This window comes from Streptomyces sp. NPDC079020 (assembly GCF_044542225.1).
In the GTDB taxonomy this organism is placed as follows: Bacteria; Actinomycetota; Actinomycetes; order Streptomycetales; family Streptomycetaceae; genus Streptomyces.
This window is the reverse complement of the sequence record NZ_JBITUB010000005.1, coordinates 55,757-73,513: the sequence shown is the minus strand read 5'-3', so window position 1 is coordinate 73,513 and position 17,757 is coordinate 55,757. Positions and strand designations below refer to the sequence as shown.

The 17,757-nt window shown below is 72.4% G+C and carries 17 protein-coding genes; 6 read left to right on the top strand and 11 right to left on the bottom strand.

Going from position 1 to position 17,757, the window contains the following annotated elements:
• Positions 1 to 10 precede the first annotated feature (10 nt).
• Genes ACIGJO_RS12075 through ACIGJO_RS12055 form a run of 5 tightly spaced genes read right to left on the bottom strand, consistent with a single transcriptional unit; the run spans position 11 to position 5,627 of the window.
• Positions 11 to 1,210 carry an ABC transporter ATP-binding protein gene (locus ACIGJO_RS12075; RefSeq protein WP_399955922.1) on the bottom strand — a complete coding sequence of 400 codons (1,200 nt, stop codon included), beginning with the start codon at positions 1,208 to 1,210 and terminating at the stop codon, positions 11 to 13.
• Positions 1,207 to 2,250, bottom strand: coding sequence for an ABC transporter ATP-binding protein (locus ACIGJO_RS12070; protein ID WP_399955918.1), 1,044 nt, complete (start codon positions 2,248 to 2,250; stop codon positions 1,207 to 1,209). Before ACIGJO_RS12070 ends, ACIGJO_RS12075 begins: the two co-directional genes overlap by 4 nt.
• Positions 2,247 to 3,119 (bottom strand): ABC transporter permease, encoded by an 873-nt coding sequence (locus ACIGJO_RS12065; RefSeq protein WP_399955915.1) that lies wholly within the window; start codon positions 3,117 to 3,119, stop codon positions 2,247 to 2,249. Before ACIGJO_RS12065 ends, ACIGJO_RS12070 begins: the two co-directional genes overlap by 4 nt.
• Positions 3,106 to 4,065 carry an ABC transporter permease gene (locus tag ACIGJO_RS12060; protein ID WP_399955912.1) on the bottom strand — a complete coding sequence of 320 codons (960 nt, stop codon included), beginning with the start codon at positions 4,063 to 4,065 and terminating at the stop codon, positions 3,106 to 3,108. The genes ACIGJO_RS12065 and ACIGJO_RS12060 overlap by 14 nt, the downstream gene beginning before the upstream one ends.
• Complete coding sequence (locus ACIGJO_RS12055) at positions 4,062 to 5,627, bottom strand: ABC transporter substrate-binding protein (RefSeq protein ID WP_399955909.1); 1,566 nt, start codon at positions 5,625 to 5,627, stop codon at positions 4,062 to 4,064. Before ACIGJO_RS12055 ends, ACIGJO_RS12060 begins: the two co-directional genes overlap by 4 nt.
• Positions 5,628 to 5,875: 248 nt before the next feature.
• Here ACIGJO_RS12055 and ACIGJO_RS12050 point away from each other — a divergent pair, with 248 nt between their 5' ends.
• The 3 genes from ACIGJO_RS12050 to ACIGJO_RS12040 all read left to right on the top strand — a co-directional run bounded on the left by ACIGJO_RS12050 (position 5,876) and on the right by ACIGJO_RS12040 (position 9,099).
• Positions 5,876 to 6,475, top strand: coding sequence for a TetR family transcriptional regulator (locus tag ACIGJO_RS12050; RefSeq protein WP_399955906.1), 600 nt, complete (start codon positions 5,876 to 5,878; stop codon positions 6,473 to 6,475).
• 87 nt (positions 6,476 to 6,562) lie between these two features.
• The gene (locus tag ACIGJO_RS12045; protein WP_399955903.1) at positions 6,563 to 7,300 is read left to right on the top strand and encodes a tyrosine-protein phosphatase; all 738 of its coding nucleotides are present in this window, start codon (positions 6,563 to 6,565) and stop codon (positions 7,298 to 7,300) included.
• Positions 7,294 to 9,099, top strand: a complete 1,806-nt coding sequence (locus ACIGJO_RS12040; protein WP_399955899.1) for a glycoside hydrolase family 3 protein — start codon at positions 7,294 to 7,296, stop codon at positions 9,097 to 9,099. Before ACIGJO_RS12045 ends, ACIGJO_RS12040 begins: the two co-directional genes overlap by 7 nt.
• 61 nt (positions 9,100 to 9,160) lie before the next feature.
• On the opposite strand, the gene ACIGJO_RS12035 is transcribed toward ACIGJO_RS12040, so the two are convergent.
• From ACIGJO_RS12035 to ACIGJO_RS12025, 3 genes are all read right to left on the bottom strand, one after another.
• A complete protein-coding gene (locus tag ACIGJO_RS12035; protein ID WP_399955896.1) occupies positions 9,161 to 10,021 on the bottom strand; it encodes a hypothetical protein in 861 nt (286 codons plus the stop codon).
• Positions 10,022 to 10,134: 113 nt separating this feature from the next.
• Positions 10,135 to 10,632 (bottom strand): hypothetical protein, encoded by a 498-nt coding sequence (locus ACIGJO_RS12030; protein ID WP_399955893.1) that lies wholly within the window; start codon positions 10,630 to 10,632, stop codon positions 10,135 to 10,137.
• Positions 10,633 to 10,687: 55 nt separating this feature from the next.
• Positions 10,688 to 11,071 (bottom strand): hypothetical protein, encoded by a 384-nt coding sequence (locus ACIGJO_RS12025; RefSeq protein ID WP_399955891.1) that lies wholly within the window; start codon positions 11,069 to 11,071, stop codon positions 10,688 to 10,690.
• 435 nt (positions 11,072 to 11,506) lie between these two features.
• Here ACIGJO_RS12025 and ACIGJO_RS12020 point away from each other — a divergent pair, with 435 nt between their 5' ends.
• Both ACIGJO_RS12020 and ACIGJO_RS12015 read left to right on the top strand, forming a co-directional pair.
• A complete protein-coding gene (locus ACIGJO_RS12020; RefSeq protein ID WP_399956916.1) occupies positions 11,507 to 11,986 on the top strand; it encodes a hypothetical protein in 480 nt (159 codons plus the stop codon).
• Positions 11,983 to 12,663 carry a vitamin K epoxide reductase family protein gene (locus ACIGJO_RS12015; protein ID WP_399955888.1) on the top strand — a complete coding sequence of 227 codons (681 nt, stop codon included), beginning with the start codon at positions 11,983 to 11,985 and terminating at the stop codon, positions 12,661 to 12,663. The genes ACIGJO_RS12020 and ACIGJO_RS12015 overlap by 4 nt, the downstream gene beginning before the upstream one ends.
• Here the strand turns inward: ACIGJO_RS12015 and ACIGJO_RS12010 are convergent.
• Positions 12,614 to 13,960 (bottom strand): globin domain-containing protein, encoded by a 1,347-nt coding sequence (locus tag ACIGJO_RS12010; RefSeq protein WP_399955885.1) that lies wholly within the window; start codon positions 13,958 to 13,960, stop codon positions 12,614 to 12,616. The two genes, ACIGJO_RS12015 and ACIGJO_RS12010, sit on opposite strands and share 50 nt — an antisense overlap.
• A 240-nt stretch (positions 13,961 to 14,200) precedes the next feature.
• Here ACIGJO_RS12010 and ACIGJO_RS12005 point away from each other — a divergent pair, with 240 nt between their 5' ends.
• Positions 14,201 to 14,938, top strand: a complete 738-nt coding sequence (locus ACIGJO_RS12005; protein WP_399955882.1) for a response regulator — start codon at positions 14,201 to 14,203, stop codon at positions 14,936 to 14,938.
• A gap of 14 nt (positions 14,939 to 14,952) precedes the next feature.
• On the opposite strand, the gene ACIGJO_RS12000 is transcribed toward ACIGJO_RS12005, so the two are convergent.
• Both ACIGJO_RS12000 and ACIGJO_RS11995 read right to left on the bottom strand, forming a co-directional pair.
• Complete coding sequence (locus ACIGJO_RS12000) at positions 14,953 to 16,641, bottom strand: GAF domain-containing protein (RefSeq protein ID WP_399955879.1); 1,689 nt, start codon at positions 16,639 to 16,641, stop codon at positions 14,953 to 14,955.
• Positions 16,642 to 17,130: 489 nt separating this feature from the next.
• Entirely contained in the window at positions 17,131 to 17,631 is a 501-nt protein-coding gene (locus ACIGJO_RS11995) for a hypothetical protein (RefSeq protein WP_399955876.1), read from the bottom strand.
• Positions 17,632 to 17,757: the final 126 nt, after the last annotated feature.

Here is a 17,757-nt window from a genome sequence, read left to right as displayed (position 1 = left end):
CGGAGCATTTTCAGGCACCGCACCGCACCGCGCACCACCGCACCGCGCACCACCGCACCGCGCACCACCGCGCTCCGCACCACCGCGCTCCGCACCGCGCGCTGTCCAGCGCGCGGCCGTGCCGCGGCCTCACAGTGCCCGCCAGGCCGCCGGCCGCTCCTCCCGGCGCTCCGGGCCGCCTGTTCCCGCACGGTCCGTCAGCCGGACGCTCCGGGGCCGGACGGCATGGCAGCGGTGGGAGCGCGAGGTGTTGGTGGTGTGCCGGGGTGATCAGAGGCCGGTGGCAGGCAACCGTTCGGTGCGGGGCGATCTCGCGCAGGGCAGGTGTCTCGTCGGCGCAACGGGCGTCGGCGAGCGGGCAGCGGGTGCGGAAGCGGCAGCCGGAGGGCGGGTCGAGCGGGGACGGCGGGTCGGTGGGAAGCAGCCCGGTGTCACCGAGGGGACGGCCGGGCTCGGGGACGGCGGCGAGCAGCGCGGCGGTGTAGGGATGGGCCGGGGCCGCGAGGACCTCTTCGGTGGGGCCCTGCTCGCAGAGCCGGCCGAGCTGGAGTACGGCGACGTCGTCGCTGACCGCCCGTACGACGCCGAGGTCGTGGGAGATGAACAGGCTTGCCAGGCCGCGTTCCTCGGTGAGCCTGCGGAGCAGGTTGAGCACCGTGGCCTGGGCGGAGACGTCGAGGGCGGAGACGGCTTCGTCGGCGATGAGCACCTGGGGTTCGGCGGCGAGCGCCCTGGCGATGGCGACGCGCTGGGCCTGGCCGCCGGAGAGCTGGCCCGGCCGGCGGTCGCCGAACAGGGCGGGCGGCAGTCCCACCGCGTTGAGCTGTCGCTCGATGACGGCCGCGCGGTCGCGAGCCGCGTCGGGGTGGGCGTCGAGCGGTTCGGCGACCAGGTCGCTGACCTGGCGCCGCGGGTTGAGCGAGGAGAGCGGGTCCTGGAAGACCATCTGTATCCGGGGGCGCAGGGCGCGCAGCGCACGGGGCCTCAGGGTGGCGAGGTCGGTACCGGCGAGGGTGACGGTGCCGGCGGTGGGCGGGGGCAGACGGAGCAGGGCTTTGGCGATGCTGCTCTTGCCGGAGCCGGACTCGCCGACCAGGGCGAGGGTGCGGCGTTCGTGCAGCGTCAGGTCGACGTCGCTGACGGCGTGCAGCGGTCCCGAGCGGGTGCGGTGGATCACCGAGAGTCCGGTGGCGTGCAGGACAGCGGTCATACGGCGTTCTCCGGCCTGGTCAGAGGGAAGTGGCAGGTGGCCGTGTGGCCGGGACCTGCCGGGTGAACGGGCGGGGCGGTCGTGGTGCAGACGGCCTCGGCACGCTCGCAGCGCGGCGCGAACGGGCAGCCGGCCGCCGGTCGTGAGAGGTCCGGCGGAGTGCCGGGGATGGCCGGCAGGGTGCGCCGCAGCGGGCCGGTGACGCGGGGGACCGAGCGCAGCAGCGCGGCGGTGTAGGGGTGGGCGGGGCGCTCGGTGACGGCCTCGGTGGGGCCGGTCTCGACGATCCGGCCGCCGTACATGACCGCGACCCTCCGCGCCCGTCCGTAGAGCAGGCCGATGTCGTGGGTGATGAGCAGGGTGGCCAGGCCGCGGGTCTCGCGGTGGCGGTCGAGCAGGTCCAGCACGGTGCGCTGGACGGTGACATCGAGCGCGGTGGTGGGTTCGTCGGCGAGCAGGAGTGCCGGGGAGCCGGCCAGGGCCGCGGCGATGCCGACGCGCTGGCGCAGACCGCCGGAGAGCTCGTGCGGGTAGGCGCGGGCGCGCCGGGCCGGGTCGGGGACGTCGACGGCGGCGAGGAGTCCGGTGGCCTGCTCATGGCGGGCGCGGCGGGAGAGGCGTCGCCGGTTGGTGATCGATTCGGTGACCTGGTCGGCGATCCGTACGACGGGGTTGAGCGAGGTCATCGGGTCCTGGTGGACCATGGCGACGCCGGTGCCGAGGAGTTCGGAGCGCCGTACGGGGGAGGCGGCGAGCAGGTCCTCGCCGTGCAGGAGCACCCGCCCGGTGGTGCTGACGGTGGTGGTGCGCGGGTGGACACCGAGCACCGTGCGGGCGAGGACCGACTTGCCGGAGCCGGACTCACCGACCACCCCGAGGCATTCGCCCGCGTCGATGGTGAGGCCGACCCCGTGCAGGATGTGCAGCGCCCGGCCGTCGGGGGTGTGCAGCGTGGTGTCGAGCGAGCGGACGTCCAGCACCGGGGCGGCGCGGGTGCCGGGATCCGTCGCGTCGCTCGGCATGGGGGTCGGGGCGGTCATGAGCGGGCTCCCTTCCGGTCGGGCGAACGCAGCTGTTCGCCGAGGTAGTTGAGGGCCAGGACGGTGAGACAGAGCACTGCGGCCGGGGCGAGCGAGATCCAGGGAGCGCTGCCGAGCATGGTGCGGCCCTCGGCGATGACTCCGCCCCAGGACGGCTCCGGCGGGCGCAGTCCGAAGCCGAGGAAGCTGAGGGACCCCTCGGCGACGATGGCGACCGTGGTCGCGGTGAAGGCGAAGGCCAGGGAGGCCGACGCGACATGCGGGACGATCTCGCGGCGCAGCACGCGCAGCGGCGCGGTGCCGATCATCCGGGCGGCCTGGACGAAGCCGCGCTCGCTGAGCGAGAGCACCACGGCGCGCACCACCCGGGTGAAGTGCGGAACGGTGAACACGCCGATCAGCGTGCCGATCACGAGCAGGCTGGGTCCGCGCAGCGAGACCACGATCATCACGAGGATCAGCGTGGGCACGGACATCAGTACGTCGGTGGCGAATCCGATGGCCCGGTCGACCGGGCCGCGGAACCAGCCGGCGGCCAGCCCCAGCGCGCCACCGCCGAGCAGACCGACCGTGATGGTCAGCCCGGCGACCGCGAAGGAGGCGCGGGCCCCGGCGATGGTGCGCTGGAGGACATCGCGGCCCGAGGCGTCGGTGCCCAGCCAGTGACCGGGGCCCGGCGGTGCGGAAGGAGCGGCGAAGTCGCCGTGCAGGGGGTCGAATCCGGGCAGCAGCGGCAGTACCAGTGCCGCGAGCGCGATGGCGCTCAGCCATGCGCCGGCGACGAGCACCCCCGCCGCGGGCCGCCGCCGGGCCGGGCGGGCGGGAGCGGTGGCGGCGGGCTTCGCCAGGGCGGTGTCAGCGGTGGCCATGGGCGATCCTCGGGTCGAGCGTGCGGTAGAGCAGGTCCACCGCGAGCGTGGCGGCGACGACGGCGGCGGCGCTGATCACGGTGACGGCCTGGATGACGGGGAAGTCGCGGGCGTTGATGGCGCCGGCCGCGAGGCTGCCGACGCCCGGGACCCCGAACAACGTCTCGACCAGCACCGATCCGCCGAGCGAGGTCCCGACACCGATGCCGATCAGGGTGACCAGCGGCAGCGAGGACGGCCGCAGCGCCCGCCTCAGCATCAGCCGTGCCGTGCCCATGCCGCGGCTGCGGGCGGCGGAGATGTACGTCTGGCCGAGGGTGTCGAGCAGTTGTCCGCGCAGCGTGCGGGTGAAGACGGCGGCCTCGGTGAGGCCCAGGGTGAGCGCGGGCAGCACCAGATGCCGCAGATTGCCGAGCGGGTCCTCGCCGAACGGTGTCCAGCCCGTCGCGGGCAGGATCCGCAGCTGGACGGCGGCGATCCAGATCAGCAGCAGGCCGAGGACGAAGCCGGGTACGGCGAGCCAGACGAAGGCTCCGGCGGTGGCGATCCGGTCCACCGGGCCGTCCGGCCGCCAGGCCGAGAACAGTGCCACCGGAACGGCGACGCAGAGCGCCACCAGCTGGGCGGCGACGAAGAGTTCGAGCGTGACCGGGATCCGGTCCGCGAGCTCGCCGGTGACGGGGGTGCCGGTGCTCAGGGACCGCCCGAGGTCGCCGTGCAGGGCGTCGCCGAGCCAGCGCCAGGTGGCTGACATCACATTCTCGTCCAGCCCCAGCCGCGCCTCGTACGCGGTGACCTGCTCAGGGGTGGCGGTGGGCCCGAGCGCGGCGAGCGCCGGGGAGCCGGGCATCAGGTGCGGCAGGGTGAGCGCGGCGAGCGTGACCAGCAGGAGTACGGCGACGGCCCGGCCCAGTGGCGCTGCCGCGCCGAGGATCCGAAGGGTCACTTCTTCACCCACAGGCCGGCCGGGGACAGGCTGATGACGGTACGCCGGGACAGGTCGGGCAGGCCGCCGACGCCGGCCGTGGCGAGGAAGCCGGTCCGGTTCTCGGTGAGGAAGAGCATCGGCGCATCCGCGGTGATCGTCCTGGCCGCCTCGTTGTAGGCGGTGCCGCGCTCGGCGGCGTCCGGCTCCGCCCGCCCGGCCGCGATCGCCTTGTTCACCTCCGGGCTGCTGTAACCCATGAAGTTGTAGGGCGAGTTGGCGGTGTAGAGGCTGTTCAGCGCGGTGTCGGTGTCACCGAACATGCTCGTGACGAAGTCCAGCACCTGGAACTTGCGCTGGAACATCGCGGTGTTCAGACCCGCGGCGTCCATCGGCTTGATGGTCATCCGCACCCCGGCCTCGGCGAACATCTGCTGCAGTACGGTGGCGCGCTGCTGGCCCTCGGGCCGGTTGTCGACCAGGTACTCGAAGGAGAGATCCGGGTGGCCGGCCTCCGCGAGCAGGGCACGGGCCTTCGCCGGATCGTGGGCCGGAGAGGCGCTCGCGGCGTTCGCGGCGCGGTAGGGGGAGTGGGAGCCGATCGGGCCGTCGGAGGGCTTTCCCTGGCCGAGGAAGACGACCTTCTCCATCGCCTCGCGGTCGACGGCGTGCTGGAGCGCCCGGCGCACGCGCGGGTCGTCGAAGGGCGCGGCCTTGGTGTTGAACAGGACGGTGGATGTGGAACCGGGCCCGGTGGCGGCGCGCAGACCGGCGCCGCCGGCCTGCTTGAGCTGGGCCGGGGTCTCGGTCCAGATCAGGTCCGCGTCGCCGGAGCGAAGGGACTGGTAGCGGCTGTCGGAGTCCGGCAGCACCTTGTAGACGATCTTGTCGGCGTGGCCCTTGTCGCCCCAGTAGGCGGGGTTGCGGGCCACGGTGACCGAGACGCCGGGCTGGACGCTCTCCACGGTGTACGGACCGGATCCGACCACCGGTGCCGTTCCGGCGGGGGCCTGGGAGACGTAGCCGAGGGAGCGGGTGAAGAGGCTGGGGAAGTTGGCGTTGGGGGCCTTGAGGGTGAAGTCGACGGTGGTGGGGCCGTTCGCCTCGATGGCGCCGATGGAGGCGGCGTCGGCGGCGCAGGTGCAGGTGCTCTCCGGCTTCGCGAGGCGCTTCACATGGTCGACGACGGCCTGGGCGTCCAGCGGTTCGCCATCGCTGAACCTCACCCCCTCGCGCAGCTTCAGGGTCCAGCCGGTGGCGTCCGCGTCAGGGGTGAACGCCTCGGCCAGATAGGGCTCCACGACGCCGTCGTCGCCGTTGATCATCAGCGGGTCGTACAGCGCGTTGGCCAGGATCATCATCGGCATCGAGGTCAGCGTGCCGTCGGCCGGGTCGAGCTTGGTGAAGGGGCGGTCCAGGCCCACCGTGAGCGTGCCGCCGTCGACCGCGGGCCCCTCGGCGGGGGCCGCCCCGGTGGAGCCGTCGCCGGACACCGCGCTGTCGGAAGCCGTGCAGGCACCGGCGGTCAGGGCGAGAGTGAGCGCGCAGGCGGAGGCCGCGAGCAGGTGCGTGTGCCGCTTCATGATTCCTCGGGTTTCTCGGAACAAGGGGTGGGAACGGCAGCGCGGGGCTGCCGCCGCCCACACCATTTCGGAACTGGCAGTACTGCCAAATGGCAGTTGTGCAAACAGCCCGTGACCAGCTGCCCAAGAGTTGGCGCGTGCCTTGAGCGGGCCTTGCCGGGCATGGTTCGGTACTGCTCGTGGCGGCATACGACGTACCGTCACGACCGCCGCCCGGCGACGGGCACACGACAAGGAGCAACAGACCGATGCAGGACACGGGCCCCCTGACGGAACTGGGAATGCGCGACCGGAAGAAGGCGCGCACCCGTGAGGCCATCCGCACGGCGGCGCTCGACCTCTTCGAGGAGCAGGGCTTCGAACACACGACGGTCGACCAGATCTGCCGACGGGCGGACGTCGCCCACCGCACCTTCTTCCGCTACTACGCGACGAAGGAGGCCCTGCTCTTCGGCAGGGCGTTCGGCCAGGTCATCCTCGACGCCTTCGCCGAAGCACCGGCGGACCTCGGTCTCTGGGAGGCGCTCAGTCACGCGATGGCCGTCTCCGACGGCCGCCTGGAGGAGTCCGCCGAGCACACCGCACGGCGCCGCAGGCTGCGCCGTGACCTGCTGGAGGTGCGCTCGGTGCGCGACTACGCCCTCATCCTGGTCGACACGTTCGGCCGGCAGGCCTCCCTCATCGCCGCCGAACGGATCGGCGCCGACCCGCAGACGGATCTGCGCCCCTGGGCGCTCGGAGCGATGCTCAGCGGCATGCTCCAGCGCCATCTGCTGGTCGACTCGGAGACCGGCCGGCTGACCGCGTGGGCCGAGGCGTACCGGGAAGTCCTGCGCCCCGGCCGCTGACCGGCCCTCCCGCGCTCATCCCGCGCCGACGCCCTCTCCCGCTACCCCCATCTTCCTTACCGGCTATTTGTCATGAAAGGTTTGTTCATGTCCCTGGTCAACTTCCGCGACCCCGCACTCGCCACCGATCCTCACGGCTCATGGATCCGTCCGGGCGTGCTCTACCGCTCGGCCCAGCCCTCCCCCCGCGCCGACCACGCCACGGTCGCCCAGCTGTGCGACCACGGCATCCGCACCGTCGTCGACCTGCGGGGCGCCGTCGAGAGCGAACCCGCCGACTGGGCCGCCGCCGAGGCCGCGGGGATCGACGTCATAGCCGCCCGGATGGATCCCACCACCGACGCCGTCATGGCGGCCATGGGGACCATGACCACCGCCGCGGATCTCGGCGCCTTCTACCTCCTGATGGCCGAGCAGGCACCTCACGCCGTCACCGCCGCGGTCGAGGCAGCCGCCCGCCCCGGCGGTGTCCTGCTGCACTGCGCCGCCGGCAAGGACCGCACCGGCCTGATCACCGCGCTGCTGCTCGAACTGCTCGGCGTCCCGGCCGAGGCGATCGTCGCCGACTACGCCCGTACGTCCGAAGCCCTGACCCAGATCTCCGCCAACCTCGCCGAGCGCCACCCCACCGACCCCGCCGCCCTCAACGCCCGCGAGCTGGCTCCCGCCCCGCTGCTGGAGGCCCCCGCCGAGGCGATGACCGTCTTCCTCGAACTCGTCCGTGACCGGCAGGGCGCCGCCGCCTTCCTGGCCGACTGCGGAACCTCCCCCTCCACCCTGGACGCCTTCCGTGCCAAGGCCGCCGCCGGGGCCGTCGCATGCTGACCCTGCTGCGCCACCACGACGGAACGCCGTTTCGCGATCTCAACCACAACGGCACCATGGAGCCCTACGAAGACCCCCGGCTGCCGGTCGGGGAACGCGTCGACGACCTGGTGAACCGGATGACCCTGGCCGAGAAGGCCGCCCTGATGTGCCACGGCCGGATGCTGCCCGGGAACGCCCGCCCGGCCCTGCCCGGGAACGGCATCCCGACCGGCGCCGACCTGATCGCCGGACGCGGTCTGACCGCCTTCGCGATGATGGCCGTCCCCGACGCCCGCGCGATGGCCGAGTGGAACAACCACGTCCAGGATCTCGCCGCCGCCGAACGCCTCGGTATCCCGGTCACCCTCGCCTCCGACCCCCGGCACGGCTTCACCGCCAACCCCGCCACCACGCACACCGGCGGCGGCTTCAGCGCCGGACCGGAACCGATCGGACTCGCGGCCACCGACGATCCGGCCCTGGTGGAGGGGTACGCGGCCCTGATCGGCCGTGAACTGCGGGCCGTCGGGATCCGGCTCGCCATCCACCCGATGGCCGACCTGGCCACCGAACCGCGATGGGCCCGGATCAGCGGCACCTTCGGCGAGGACGCCGACCGCGCGTGCCGCATGATCACCGCATACATCCGAGGCCTCCAGGGCGAGGCGGTCGGCCCCGACAGCGTGGCCTGCATGACCAAGCATTTTCCCGGCGGCGGCCCCCAGGCGCACGGCGAGGACTCGCACTTCGCCGCGGGCCGCCGGCTGGTCTACCCGGGCGGCGCGTTCGAGCACCACCTGCTTCCCTTCGAGGCCGCCTTCCGGGCCGGCACCGCCCAGATCATGCCCGCGTACGCGATCCCCTCGGGCGCGGGCCTGTCCGAGGTCGGTGCCAACTTCAACCGGGACGTCATCACCGGTCTGCTGCGCGGCAGGTACGGCTTCGACGGTGTGGTCTGCACCGACTTCAACGCGATCACGGGCACCGAGCTCCCCGGCGTCACCGCCTTCCCGCCCCGTCACTGGGGCGTCGAGGAGCTGTCGGTGGCCGAGCAGGTCGTGCTGACCCTGGACGCCGGTGCCGACCAGCTCGGCGGCGAGACCGACCCCGGGCTGATCCTGGCAGCCGTTCACTCGGGCGCGGTCAGCGAGGCGAGGATCGACGAATCCGCCCGGCGCATCCTGCGCGACAAGTTCCGCCTCGGCCTCTTCGAGGACCCCTATGCGGACCCGGACGCCGCGGCCGAACTGGTCGGTGACGCGGCCGGCCGCGAGCAGGGCCGCAGAGTCCAGCGGCGCTCACTGGTCCACCTCTCCGGCCGTCCCGTCACCGGGCAGCGGCTGTACGTCGAGGGAATCGATCCGGCGGTGGCCGCCCGGTACGGCACCGTCGTGGAGCGGCCCGGGGACGCCGACGTCGCCGTTCTCCGGATCGCCGCACCGTACGAGAAGCGCGAGGGATTCCTGGAACAGTTCTTCCACAGCGGCTCACTGGATTTCCCGACCGTGGAGGCGGAGCGCCTGCGCTCCCTCGCCGCCTCCGTACCCACCTGCGTCGCCGTCCACCTCGACCGCCCCGCGGTCCTCACCCCGCTGACCGGCCGGGCCGCCTTCCTCATCGGTGAGTTCGGCGCCGCCGATGACGTGGTTCTCGACGCGGCTCTCGGCCGGGCCCCGCTGTCCGGAACCCTTCCGTTCGACCTTCCCTCCTCCATGGCCGCCGTCGAGGACGCCCGGGAGGACATCCCCTTCGACACCCGTGCGCCGCTGTTCCACTGCGGTCACCCGACGGCCGGTGAAGCAGCGTCGCGGAGGTAGTGCCGGAGCCCAGGGGCACCGACAGCCCCCCGCGCACCGGACCGGGCCGTGCGCGGGGGTGTCAGTCGGCGCAGCCGGGAACGGGGGTGGTGGAGCCGGTGCAGTTGTTGGGCAGGTTGTGGGTGATGGAGGAGCGGTAGGTGGTGAGGCTGCCGGAGTTGAGGAGCCCACCGGCGGTCCGGCCCGCCTCGTTGGCGGAGACGGTGGTGCGGTGCAGACGGAGCCGGCTGAGACTGCCGTTGTTGAGGATCCCGCCGCCGACGCCGTCGGTGGCGTGGTTCCCGGTGACGGTGCTGTCGTTGAGGTTCAGCCGTCCGCCGTTGTTGAAGGCACCTGCGCCTCCGAACAACGAGGACCCGTCGCGCACCGTGCTGTGGTTCAGGGTGGTGACGGCTCGCTCGCCGTTGTTGAAGATCCCGCCCCCGAATTCCTTGGCCCTGTTGCCGGTGAGCGCACTGTGGTTGAGGGTCAGCGTGCCGAAATTGTTGAAGATGCCGGCGCCGCTGCCGACCGCGCCGTTGCCGAGGGTGATGCGGTCCAGGACGAGACGCCCGCCGGTCTCCACCTCCATGACCCGGAAATCCGGTGTCCCGGCGTCATGGCTGCGTGCGATCACGGCCCTGCCGGGACCGTCGGAGGTGATACGCAGGTGTCCTGTGACCGGCTCCAGACCGTTCACACCGCCGAAGGGCCGCGTGAGGGTGTACGCGCAGCCGGCCTGGAGGGTGACCGTCCAGGACACGGACGGCTGCGCGTTGGCGGTCCTGACCGCTTCGTTCAGACGGGCCGCCCGGTCCGGGACACACGGGACGGACACGGCGGCACGGTCCTGGGCGTACGCCGCCGGGCCCGGCCCGGCCAGGCCGGTCAGTACGGCGGCGGCGACCGCACATCGGAGGGCAATCTTCGCGCGTCGGTTCACGGTCCGAGTGTGCCCGCCCCGCCTCGGACCGCACACCCTCGTGACCTGATCAGCCGTGGAATGCCTCCGGAAGGGTGAGGAGGATCAGGGGGAGGGCGGGCGGAGCCGCAGGATCAGGCGGAGACCGTGACCGGGCACTCGGCCTGGCTGGAGAGACGCCGCAGTGCCGCTTCGGCGAGCAGGGCGACCGAGACGAGGGCCAGCAGTGGCTGCACGGGGGCCCAATAACTCAGGGCCCCCGAGCTCCCCAGGAGCAGCAGGACGAGCTTGTTGCAGACCGGGCAGCCCACGGCGAAGAACGACAGCACCCCGCCCACCGCGCCCAGTCGGCTCTCCGGGCCGGAGGGCCGGGCGGCGGGTGGGGTGTCCGGCCGGCGGGCATACGTGCTCAGCACGATGCCGGCCAGGACCGAGGTGAGGGCCAGGGCGGGGTAGTTCCACCACTGCACAGGGACGGAACGGCCGAACAGCGGATTGGGCACCACATCGGTGGGCGCGCCGACGACGACGGCCGTGGCCAGGGCTCCGACGCCCGCCACACACCATTGCCTCGTCCGCCACGCACGCAGCGCCTCGCCCGCCCGGCCGAAGGAACGCCGGGAAGAGGACATGGGTAAGAACTCCGTTTCCGGTGGGGAACAGCAGGACGTGACCGCGAGGTCCGGCCTACATCCGCAGGACGGAGGAGCGAGCCGCCGGAGGCGGTGGCGCCGGCCCGTTGGGGAACGAGAGGTCCGAGCGGGGTGCCGGACGTACATGACGGGCCCCGGGCTCCGGCGGACCGAGGGCCGGAACCAGCTGCCGAGCGGGGTCGGTACGGCGCGCGGAGGACTCGCTCACCGCCGGCCTCTTCCCGCACGGCGCCGTGTCCTGGGCCGCGGGCACAGCCGCGGCCTCGGCCATCCGGGACAGCGACATCCCATCGGAAGGGGCCGCGTGGTGCTGCGCCGCGCGGGCGAACAGGCACAGCAGACCCACCGTGAGCACCAGCAGCGCGAGCACACCACGCAGCGCGGCCGTGGACGCCGCCCGCTCCGGTACTCGCTTCATGGACGCCTGCTCTTCCTGGGGAGGTCAACGACACCATAGAACACGCCGTTCCGGCATCGGCCCGCCGCCGGGTGCGCGCGGTCGTCGCTGTCGGGTTCGTGCGCATATCCCGGCGGGTATTGCGGGGCGTGTGTCCCGACGGCGCGATCATGCCGGCCGGCCCGCCGGGGCCCGGCCCCGGAACCTGTCATCACGTCACGCGCCCCGGCCCGAACCGGTGGTCCCCCGGTTCTCCCGCTCCGCCCGCATGCCGCACGGGTACGCCGTGTGGCGTCGTCCCCGCTGACAGGGCCGATCGGCCCTAGCGGCGTCGGACCCGCGATCGGTTCACTGCAGTGCGTCGCATGCGCAGGCGGGTCCGGGTATTCGGCACCCGTGCGGGGCCGCGGCGTGCGGACGGTTGGACGGTGCGGATGCGCGCAGGAGGGAAACGTGGTGATCGCAGTCGTCGGGCACAGGGACCTCAGCAACAGAACCCTGGAACTGGTGGAGGCTGAACTGAGAGCGCGGTTGGACCGCTTGGCGGAGGGGGCGGCCGCCCTGGTACGCGTCGGGGCAGGGCTGCCGCTGGTGTTCGGGAGGGCCGCGCGGGAGGCCGGGCGGAAACTGACCGTGCTGCTGCCCGCGCAGGGCGCCGTTCCCGCCGTGCTGCCCGAGCGGGACCGGCCGGCCGCGGGCGAACTGCTGGTCCTGGCCGAGCAGGTACGGCTGCTGGCCTTCGACCCGGCCGACCGCGACGCGTGTGTCAGCGCCGATGAGCGTCTGGTGCAGACGTGCGGCACCGTGCTCGCCGTGTGGGACGGATCGCCGTCGGACGGCCGGGACGCCACCGCACATCTGGTCGCCTTCGCGCGTGCGCGAGGAATCCGGGTGGAGGTCGTCTGGCCGGACGGGTCCGTACGGGGGCGGGCATGAAACTGGCGGAGCGCGGGGCGGGGACGGAGGAGGAAGCGGCCGAGGCCGAGGACCGGGTCTGCGCCGAGGTGTCCGGCACGGGGTACGAGCGGGAGTGCGCCGGGGCACGGCGGGGCTTCGCGTGGCTGTTGGTGATCACCGCCGCGCTCGGGCTGCTCGGCTCGTTCGTCATCACGGTCGACAAGTTCGAACTGCTCGCCGATCCCGGCTTCGTGCCCGCCTGCTCACTGAGCCCCGTGGTGTCCTGCACGAGTGTGATGCGCAGTGAACAGGCGGCGGTCTTCGGCTTTCCCAACCCGCTCATCGGGCTGGTCGCCTTCGGAGTGGTGATGGGGGCCGGCGTGGGCCTGCTCGCGGGTGCGCGCTATCGGCGCTGGTACTGGCTGGGGCTGAACGCCGGCACGCTGTCCGGGGTTGTCTTCTGCATGTGGCTGATGACGCAGGCGCTGTACGACATAGGCGCCCTCTGCCTGTGGTGCGTGCTCGTGTGGATGGCCACCGTCTTCATGTTCTGGCACACCACGGTGCACAACCTGCGCCACGGTGTGCTGCCCGCCCCGCGCGCCCTGGTCGCGGCGGTGCTGGAGTTCCCTCACGTGGTGCCGGTGACCTGGTGCCTGGGCATCGTCATGCTGATAGCAACCCGGTTCTGGCCGTACTGGCAGACGCTTCTGTGACCGCGACGATGCCGTTGGTCTCGCAATGGATGTGCGCGGCCGGAACTCCGGTGGCGGCCAGGCGCGCCGAGACGTCCCGCGCGAACCCGGCAGCGGAGGCCTCGGGAGCCTCGGGGGCCAGGGACAGAAAGGCGTGCTGCCGGGCGGCGGCTCCGCGGTACGAGGGCGTCGCGCCGTTCAGGGCCCGTATCCCGGCACCGGCGAAGCGGGCATCCGCGGCCTCGGCCGCGACGACGGTGAGCCAGGGGCGTCCGCGCCGGAACGCCTCCAGGTACGCCCCGTCGTACAGCTCTCCGGCTGCCGCGCTCTCCTCGGGCGCGGTGAGACCGAGGAGCAGCCGTACCCGGTGCGTACGGGAACGGTCGGTGTCGATCCGCTGGAGCAGCGCCTTCATCGGAGCCCAGCCCGTACCGGAGGCGATCAGCAGGATGTCGGCGGATGGAAGGCGCTCCGGCAGGGCCAGCGCCCCTCGCGGAGCACTGAGACGGACGGTGCCGCCCTCCCGCGTACCGTGCACCAGCGCATCGCTCACCCCGCCCGCGCCCCGGGCCCGTACATGAAACTCCAGTTCGCCGTCCGGATGCGGTGCGCGGGCCAGATAGTAGGAACGCCAGGCCTGTTCCAGCAGCGGCGACTCCAGGGACGCGTACTGCCCGGCCTCGAAGGGGTAGGGCTGGTGCGGTCGCACCCGCAGTACCGCGAGATCGGGCGCGCGCAGTTCGTGCGAGGTCACCGTCGCGTCCCAGCTGGGCGGCTCGGCGATCGCCTCGTCGGCGCCCCTGACCATCGCCGAGACGGCCAGCCGCAGCATCCGCAGCCAGGCGTGCTCCAGCGCACGGGTCCACCGGGCGCCCGCGCGCACGCGCAGAGCCTCCAGCAGCGCCGCCTCGAAAGCCTCGAAATGCGCCGGGCGCACACCGAGCTTGCGATGGTCCCGCCCCAACTGTCCGAAGACTCCGATCATCTCTTCCGTATGGTGCAGATTGCTGATCAGATAGCGGAAGACGCCTACGAGATGGACCTGCTGGAACGCCATCGACTCGGGGAACAACGACCGCAGATACGGATGCCGCTCGAAGAGCAGCCGGTACAGTTCGGCGACCAGCTCCTCCAGCGGGCTCACCAGCGCCAGCGAGTCGCTGATCAGCAGCTGGTCGGCCGAACCGTCGTACGCCTGCGGGGCCTCGGCGCTCCACCGTTCGGCACGGCTGCCTTCCGGGGCCAGGATGCGTCGTCGCAGCCGCATCGCGTCATGCCGTGCGAGCAGTGCGTGGTAGTCCTCGCTCGGGGTGTTCATGGGCCGGTGACTCCTCGGTACAGGGCAGTGGGGTGGCCGGGAAAGGGAGATGTCCGTGCGCCCGGACGATCTTGGCGGCGTCAGTATGGCACCGCGTCCGGCCCGCTGACCGGCCCCTGGCCGTGGGGACTTTCGGCCCTGTTCACGCGCTGTTCGCCATGCTGTGACACCCCGGCGGCAAGGGGCCCGCGGGCGGGCACATACTGTTCCCGGCCCTCTCCCCGACCGATCGAGCATGATGTGAATCAGTCCGAGAATTCCCCACTGAGCACGGCCCCGTCGCCGTCCGCGGCCCCCATTCGCGTCTTCATCCTCGACGACCACGAGGTCGTCCGGCGAGGGGTACGCGATCTGCTGGAAGCCGAGGACGACATCGAGGTCGTCGGCGAGGCGTCCGACGCCAGGGAGGCGCTGGCGCGGGTACCGGCCGGCCGGCCACAGGTCGCCGTGCTGGACGTACGCCTCGGCGGTGACCAGGGCGGTGACCACGCGGGTATCGAGGTATGCCGGGAGCTGCGCGCTCTGATGCCCGATCTCGCCTGCCTGATGCTGACGTCGTTCGACGACGACGAGGCGCTGTTCGACGCGATCATGGCGGGCGCGGCGGGATACGTGCTGAAGCAGATCAACGGAGCCGATCTGATCACCGCCGTGCGCAGGGTCGCGTCGGGCACCTCGATGCTCGATCCACGGACGACCGCCCGCGTGATGGCACGGTTGCGGGAACCCGGGCGAACCCCTGCCGAGGCATCGGAACTGGACGGACTCACACCCAGGGAGAGGCAGATCCTGGAACTCATCGGCGAGGGTCTCACCAACCGGGAGATCGCGGAACGCCTCTTCCTGGCCGAGAAGACCGTCAAGAACCGTATCTCCTCGATCCTCGCCAAACTGGGCGTGGGCCGCCGGATCCAGGCGGCGATGCTCGTCGGCCGGATCAAGAGCCGCCAGGCGTGGCCACCCGCTCCGGGAAGCTGAGCGGCACGTGGACCTCAGTCGTGGAGCGGCGCGCGCCAGATGACGCGGGTGCCCCCGTCCGCCGGCCGTTCGATGGTCAGCGTGCCGCGGCACAGCGCCGCCCGCGTCCGCATATTGGCCAGCCCGCCGCGGCGCCCGGCCGGCGGTTCGACCGCATCGGCCGCGGCGCCCGTCCCCGGCGCGGCGACACCGTCCCGGATTCCGACGCCGTTGTCGGTGATGGTCAGCGTCACCGCGTCGTCGGCCGACAGCACGATGCCGATACGCGTGGCACGCGCATGGCGGGAGGCGTTGGACACCGCCTCCGCGGCGACCGCCAGGACATGTTCGGCGAGATCGTCCGGCACCGTCGTGTCGACCGGTCCGTCGATCCGTACGGAGGGCCGGAAGCCGAGGGCGTTCTCCGCGGTGCGGGCGGTCTCCGTCATCCGGCGCCGCAGCCCGCCGCCGCCGGGACCGTCCGCCGTCCGCAGATCGAAGATGGTCGACCGGATGATCCGGATCGTGGTGTCCAGATCGTCCACCGCCCGGCTCACCCGCTCCGCCGCGTCCGGCCGGTCCGCGATGGCGCGCGTGGTGCTCTGGAGAGTCATGCCCGTCGCGAAGAGACGCTGGATCGCCAGATCGTGCAGATCGCGGGCGATCCGGTCCCGGTCGTGCATGACGGCGAGCTCCTCGGACTCGGCCCGTCCACGGGCCAGTTCCAGGGCGATGGCGGCCTGGTCGGCGAATCCCGAGATGAGCGCGACCTCGGATTCGTCGAACGGCGGCCGGTCCACCGGACGCCCCAGGCGCAGTGCGCCCCGCGCCCCGGTGTCGACCCGCAGAGGCACCGTCACCACCGGACCGGGACCGTCCTCGGCATCGTCGCCGAACTGGTGGGCCCGGGGATCGGTACGGACATCCGCGCAGTGGACCGGTGTACCGGTACGGGCGGCGAGTCCGGCCAGCGATCCCCGTGCGGGCACGGACAGCCCCGTGACGCGTTCGGAGTCCTTGCCGTGGGCCACGGCCACGGTCAGCCGCGCCTCGGACTCGGACGCCTCCGGATCCCCGGAGAGGCGGGCGGGAGAGGGCAGCAGAATCGCGGCCCGGTCGGCCCCGGCCACCTCCATCGCCCGCTCGGCGATCAGATGCAGCACCTCGGCGGCGTCCGTCCCCGAGAGCAGGCTGCGGGTGATCTCGCCCAGCGCCTCCAGGCGCCGCTCCCGGCGACGGCTCTCGTCGTACATGCGGGCGTTGTCGATCGCGACCCCGGCCGCGATCGACAAGGTGGTCAGCACCGCCTCGTCGTCGGCGTCGAAGCTGCCCCCGCCCCGCTTCTCGGTGAGATAGAGATTGCCGAACACCTCGTCGCGGACCCGGACCGGCACCCCGAGGAAGGTACGCATCGGGGGATGCCGGGGCGGAAAACCGAAGCTGCGCGGATGGCTGCTCAGATCGGTGAGCCGCAGTGGTTCCGGGTGATGGATCAGCTCACCGAGAATCCCGCGCCCGCACGGAGTCTGGCCGATCACGGCGGCGAGCTCCTCCGATATGCCGACCGGCAGGAACTCCAGCAGCGTCTGCCCGTCCCCGACTATGCCGAGCGCCCCGTACTCCGCGTCGGTGAGGGTCACCGCGGCCTCCACGATCCCGCGCAGGACCTCGGGCAGCTCCAGGCCCCGCCCCAGACTCATCACGGCATCCAGCAGACCGCGCATCCTGTCCGGCCGGCTGGGCCCGGGCCAGCTCTCCGGACCGGGGCGGAGAGTCCGGGAGGAGTCGCGAGCGGGGGAGGCGGCGCGGGAAACGGGGACGCCGGACGGGCGGCCGGGCGCGGCAGGTGCAGTGTCTGTCATCGGGGGCGCCGCTCTCTGGGGCCGTTGTGCCATGTAACGGGAATGCTCGGCCGGATCACCACGGGAAGGGGACCGGTTCACGGACGGTCAGCCTACGGCAGCCACGGGGCCGGACGGTGCGCCGCCGCCTCCGGGCCCAGCCCCGGCCCGGAGGCGGCCGGTCGCCCCGATGGACCGGCAGGGGAGCCGGTCGGCGGGTGAGGGAGAGGACTCTCGGCCCCGCCGGGACGTCCGCACGCGAACGCTGTTCCGTGCTGCCGTACTCGAAGGCTTTCTCCGTGGACGCGCATTCGCCGCCCCAGCGCAGGGAGGTGACACGTACTTCCATGGTGCTGGTGGGGTCCCCGGACATCATGACACCGGCGGTTCCGGCGGGCCATCCCAGGCTGTCGGTGCTGTTGGTCGCCTGAAAGTGCAGACATCCGTGCGCATCACCGATCGCCGTGTATCCGCGCCAGCGGATGTGATCGGCTCCGGCTCCGAGCCCGCCCACGGCCGGCCGCCGCTCGCCGACAGCAGGGCCAGCTCGTGGCGCAGGCGGTGCCGCGGTGTCGCGAGCACCCGGTCGATGCCCGATCGGAGATCGTCGGTTCCGTTCTCGACGGGAGGGGTGAGGAAGTCGGGGAAGTACGCGGCCCGCGGGACCAGACTGCGCAGCGCGGACGCCGCCCGCCGGGAGGCCCCGTCCCGGCGGGCCAGCCCGCCGACCGCCCGCCGCCATGGATCGAAGGCGATCGCGCCTTCGCGGTTCTGCAGCCTGCACAGGCTGCAGACGATCTCCCACAGCGGATCGGGACGGCGCGCCAGCCGCACGCTCGCCAGGTCTCTGCCGGTGAAGTGGATGCGCAGCATGGTTTCCCCCGTTGACCAGTGATGCTCAACGGAGATCCTGATGACGCGTATTACCCCGGACAAGGGCGAACTCGGCCATGCACAGCCCCGAAAGGCTCAGCCGGTGCCTGCCGGTGCCTGCCGGTG

What these genes read in the sequence shown, in the direction of transcription:
- ACIGJO_RS12000 (WP_399955879.1), bottom strand. Translation starts at nt 16,641, where the DNA reads ATGCGCGGTCTGCTGGATGCCGTGATGAGTCTGGGGCGGGGCCTGGAG.
- ACIGJO_RS12055 (WP_399955909.1), bottom strand. Translation starts at nt 5,627, where the DNA reads ATGAAGCGGCACACGCACCTGCTCGCGGCCTCCGCCTGCGCGCTCACT.
- ACIGJO_RS12030 (WP_399955893.1), bottom strand. Translation starts at nt 10,632, where the DNA reads ATGTCCTCTTCCCGGCGTTCCTTCGGCCGGGCGGGCGAGGCGCTGCGT.
- ACIGJO_RS12045 (WP_399955903.1), top strand. Translation starts at nt 6,563, where the DNA reads ATGTCCCTGGTCAACTTCCGCGACCCCGCACTCGCCACCGATCCTCAC.
- ACIGJO_RS12050 (WP_399955906.1), top strand. Translation starts at nt 5,876, where the DNA reads ATGCAGGACACGGGCCCCCTGACGGAACTGGGAATGCGCGACCGGAAG.
- ACIGJO_RS12025 (WP_399955891.1), bottom strand. Translation starts at nt 11,071, where the DNA reads ATGAAGCGAGTACCGGAGCGGGCGGCGTCCACGGCCGCGCTGCGTGGT.
- ACIGJO_RS12040 (WP_399955899.1), top strand. Translation starts at nt 7,294, where the DNA reads ATGCTGACCCTGCTGCGCCACCACGACGGAACGCCGTTTCGCGATCTC.
- ACIGJO_RS12075 (WP_399955922.1), bottom strand. Translation starts at nt 1,210, where the DNA reads ATGACCGCTGTCCTGCACGCCACCGGACTCTCGGTGATCCACCGCACC.
- ACIGJO_RS12070 (WP_399955918.1), bottom strand. Translation starts at nt 2,250, where the DNA reads ATGACCGCCCCGACCCCCATGCCGAGCGACGCGACGGATCCCGGCACC.
- ACIGJO_RS12010 (WP_399955885.1), bottom strand. Translation starts at nt 13,960, where the DNA reads ATGAACACCCCGAGCGAGGACTACCACGCACTGCTCGCACGGCATGAC.
- ACIGJO_RS11995 (WP_399955876.1), bottom strand. Translation starts at nt 17,631, where the DNA reads ATGCTGCGCATCCACTTCACCGGCAGAGACCTGGCGAGCGTGCGGCTG.
- ACIGJO_RS12015 (WP_399955888.1), top strand. Translation starts at nt 11,983, where the DNA reads ATGAAACTGGCGGAGCGCGGGGCGGGGACGGAGGAGGAAGCGGCCGAG.
- ACIGJO_RS12065 (WP_399955915.1), bottom strand. Translation starts at nt 3,119, where the DNA reads ATGGCCACCGCTGACACCGCCCTGGCGAAGCCCGCCGCCACCGCTCCC.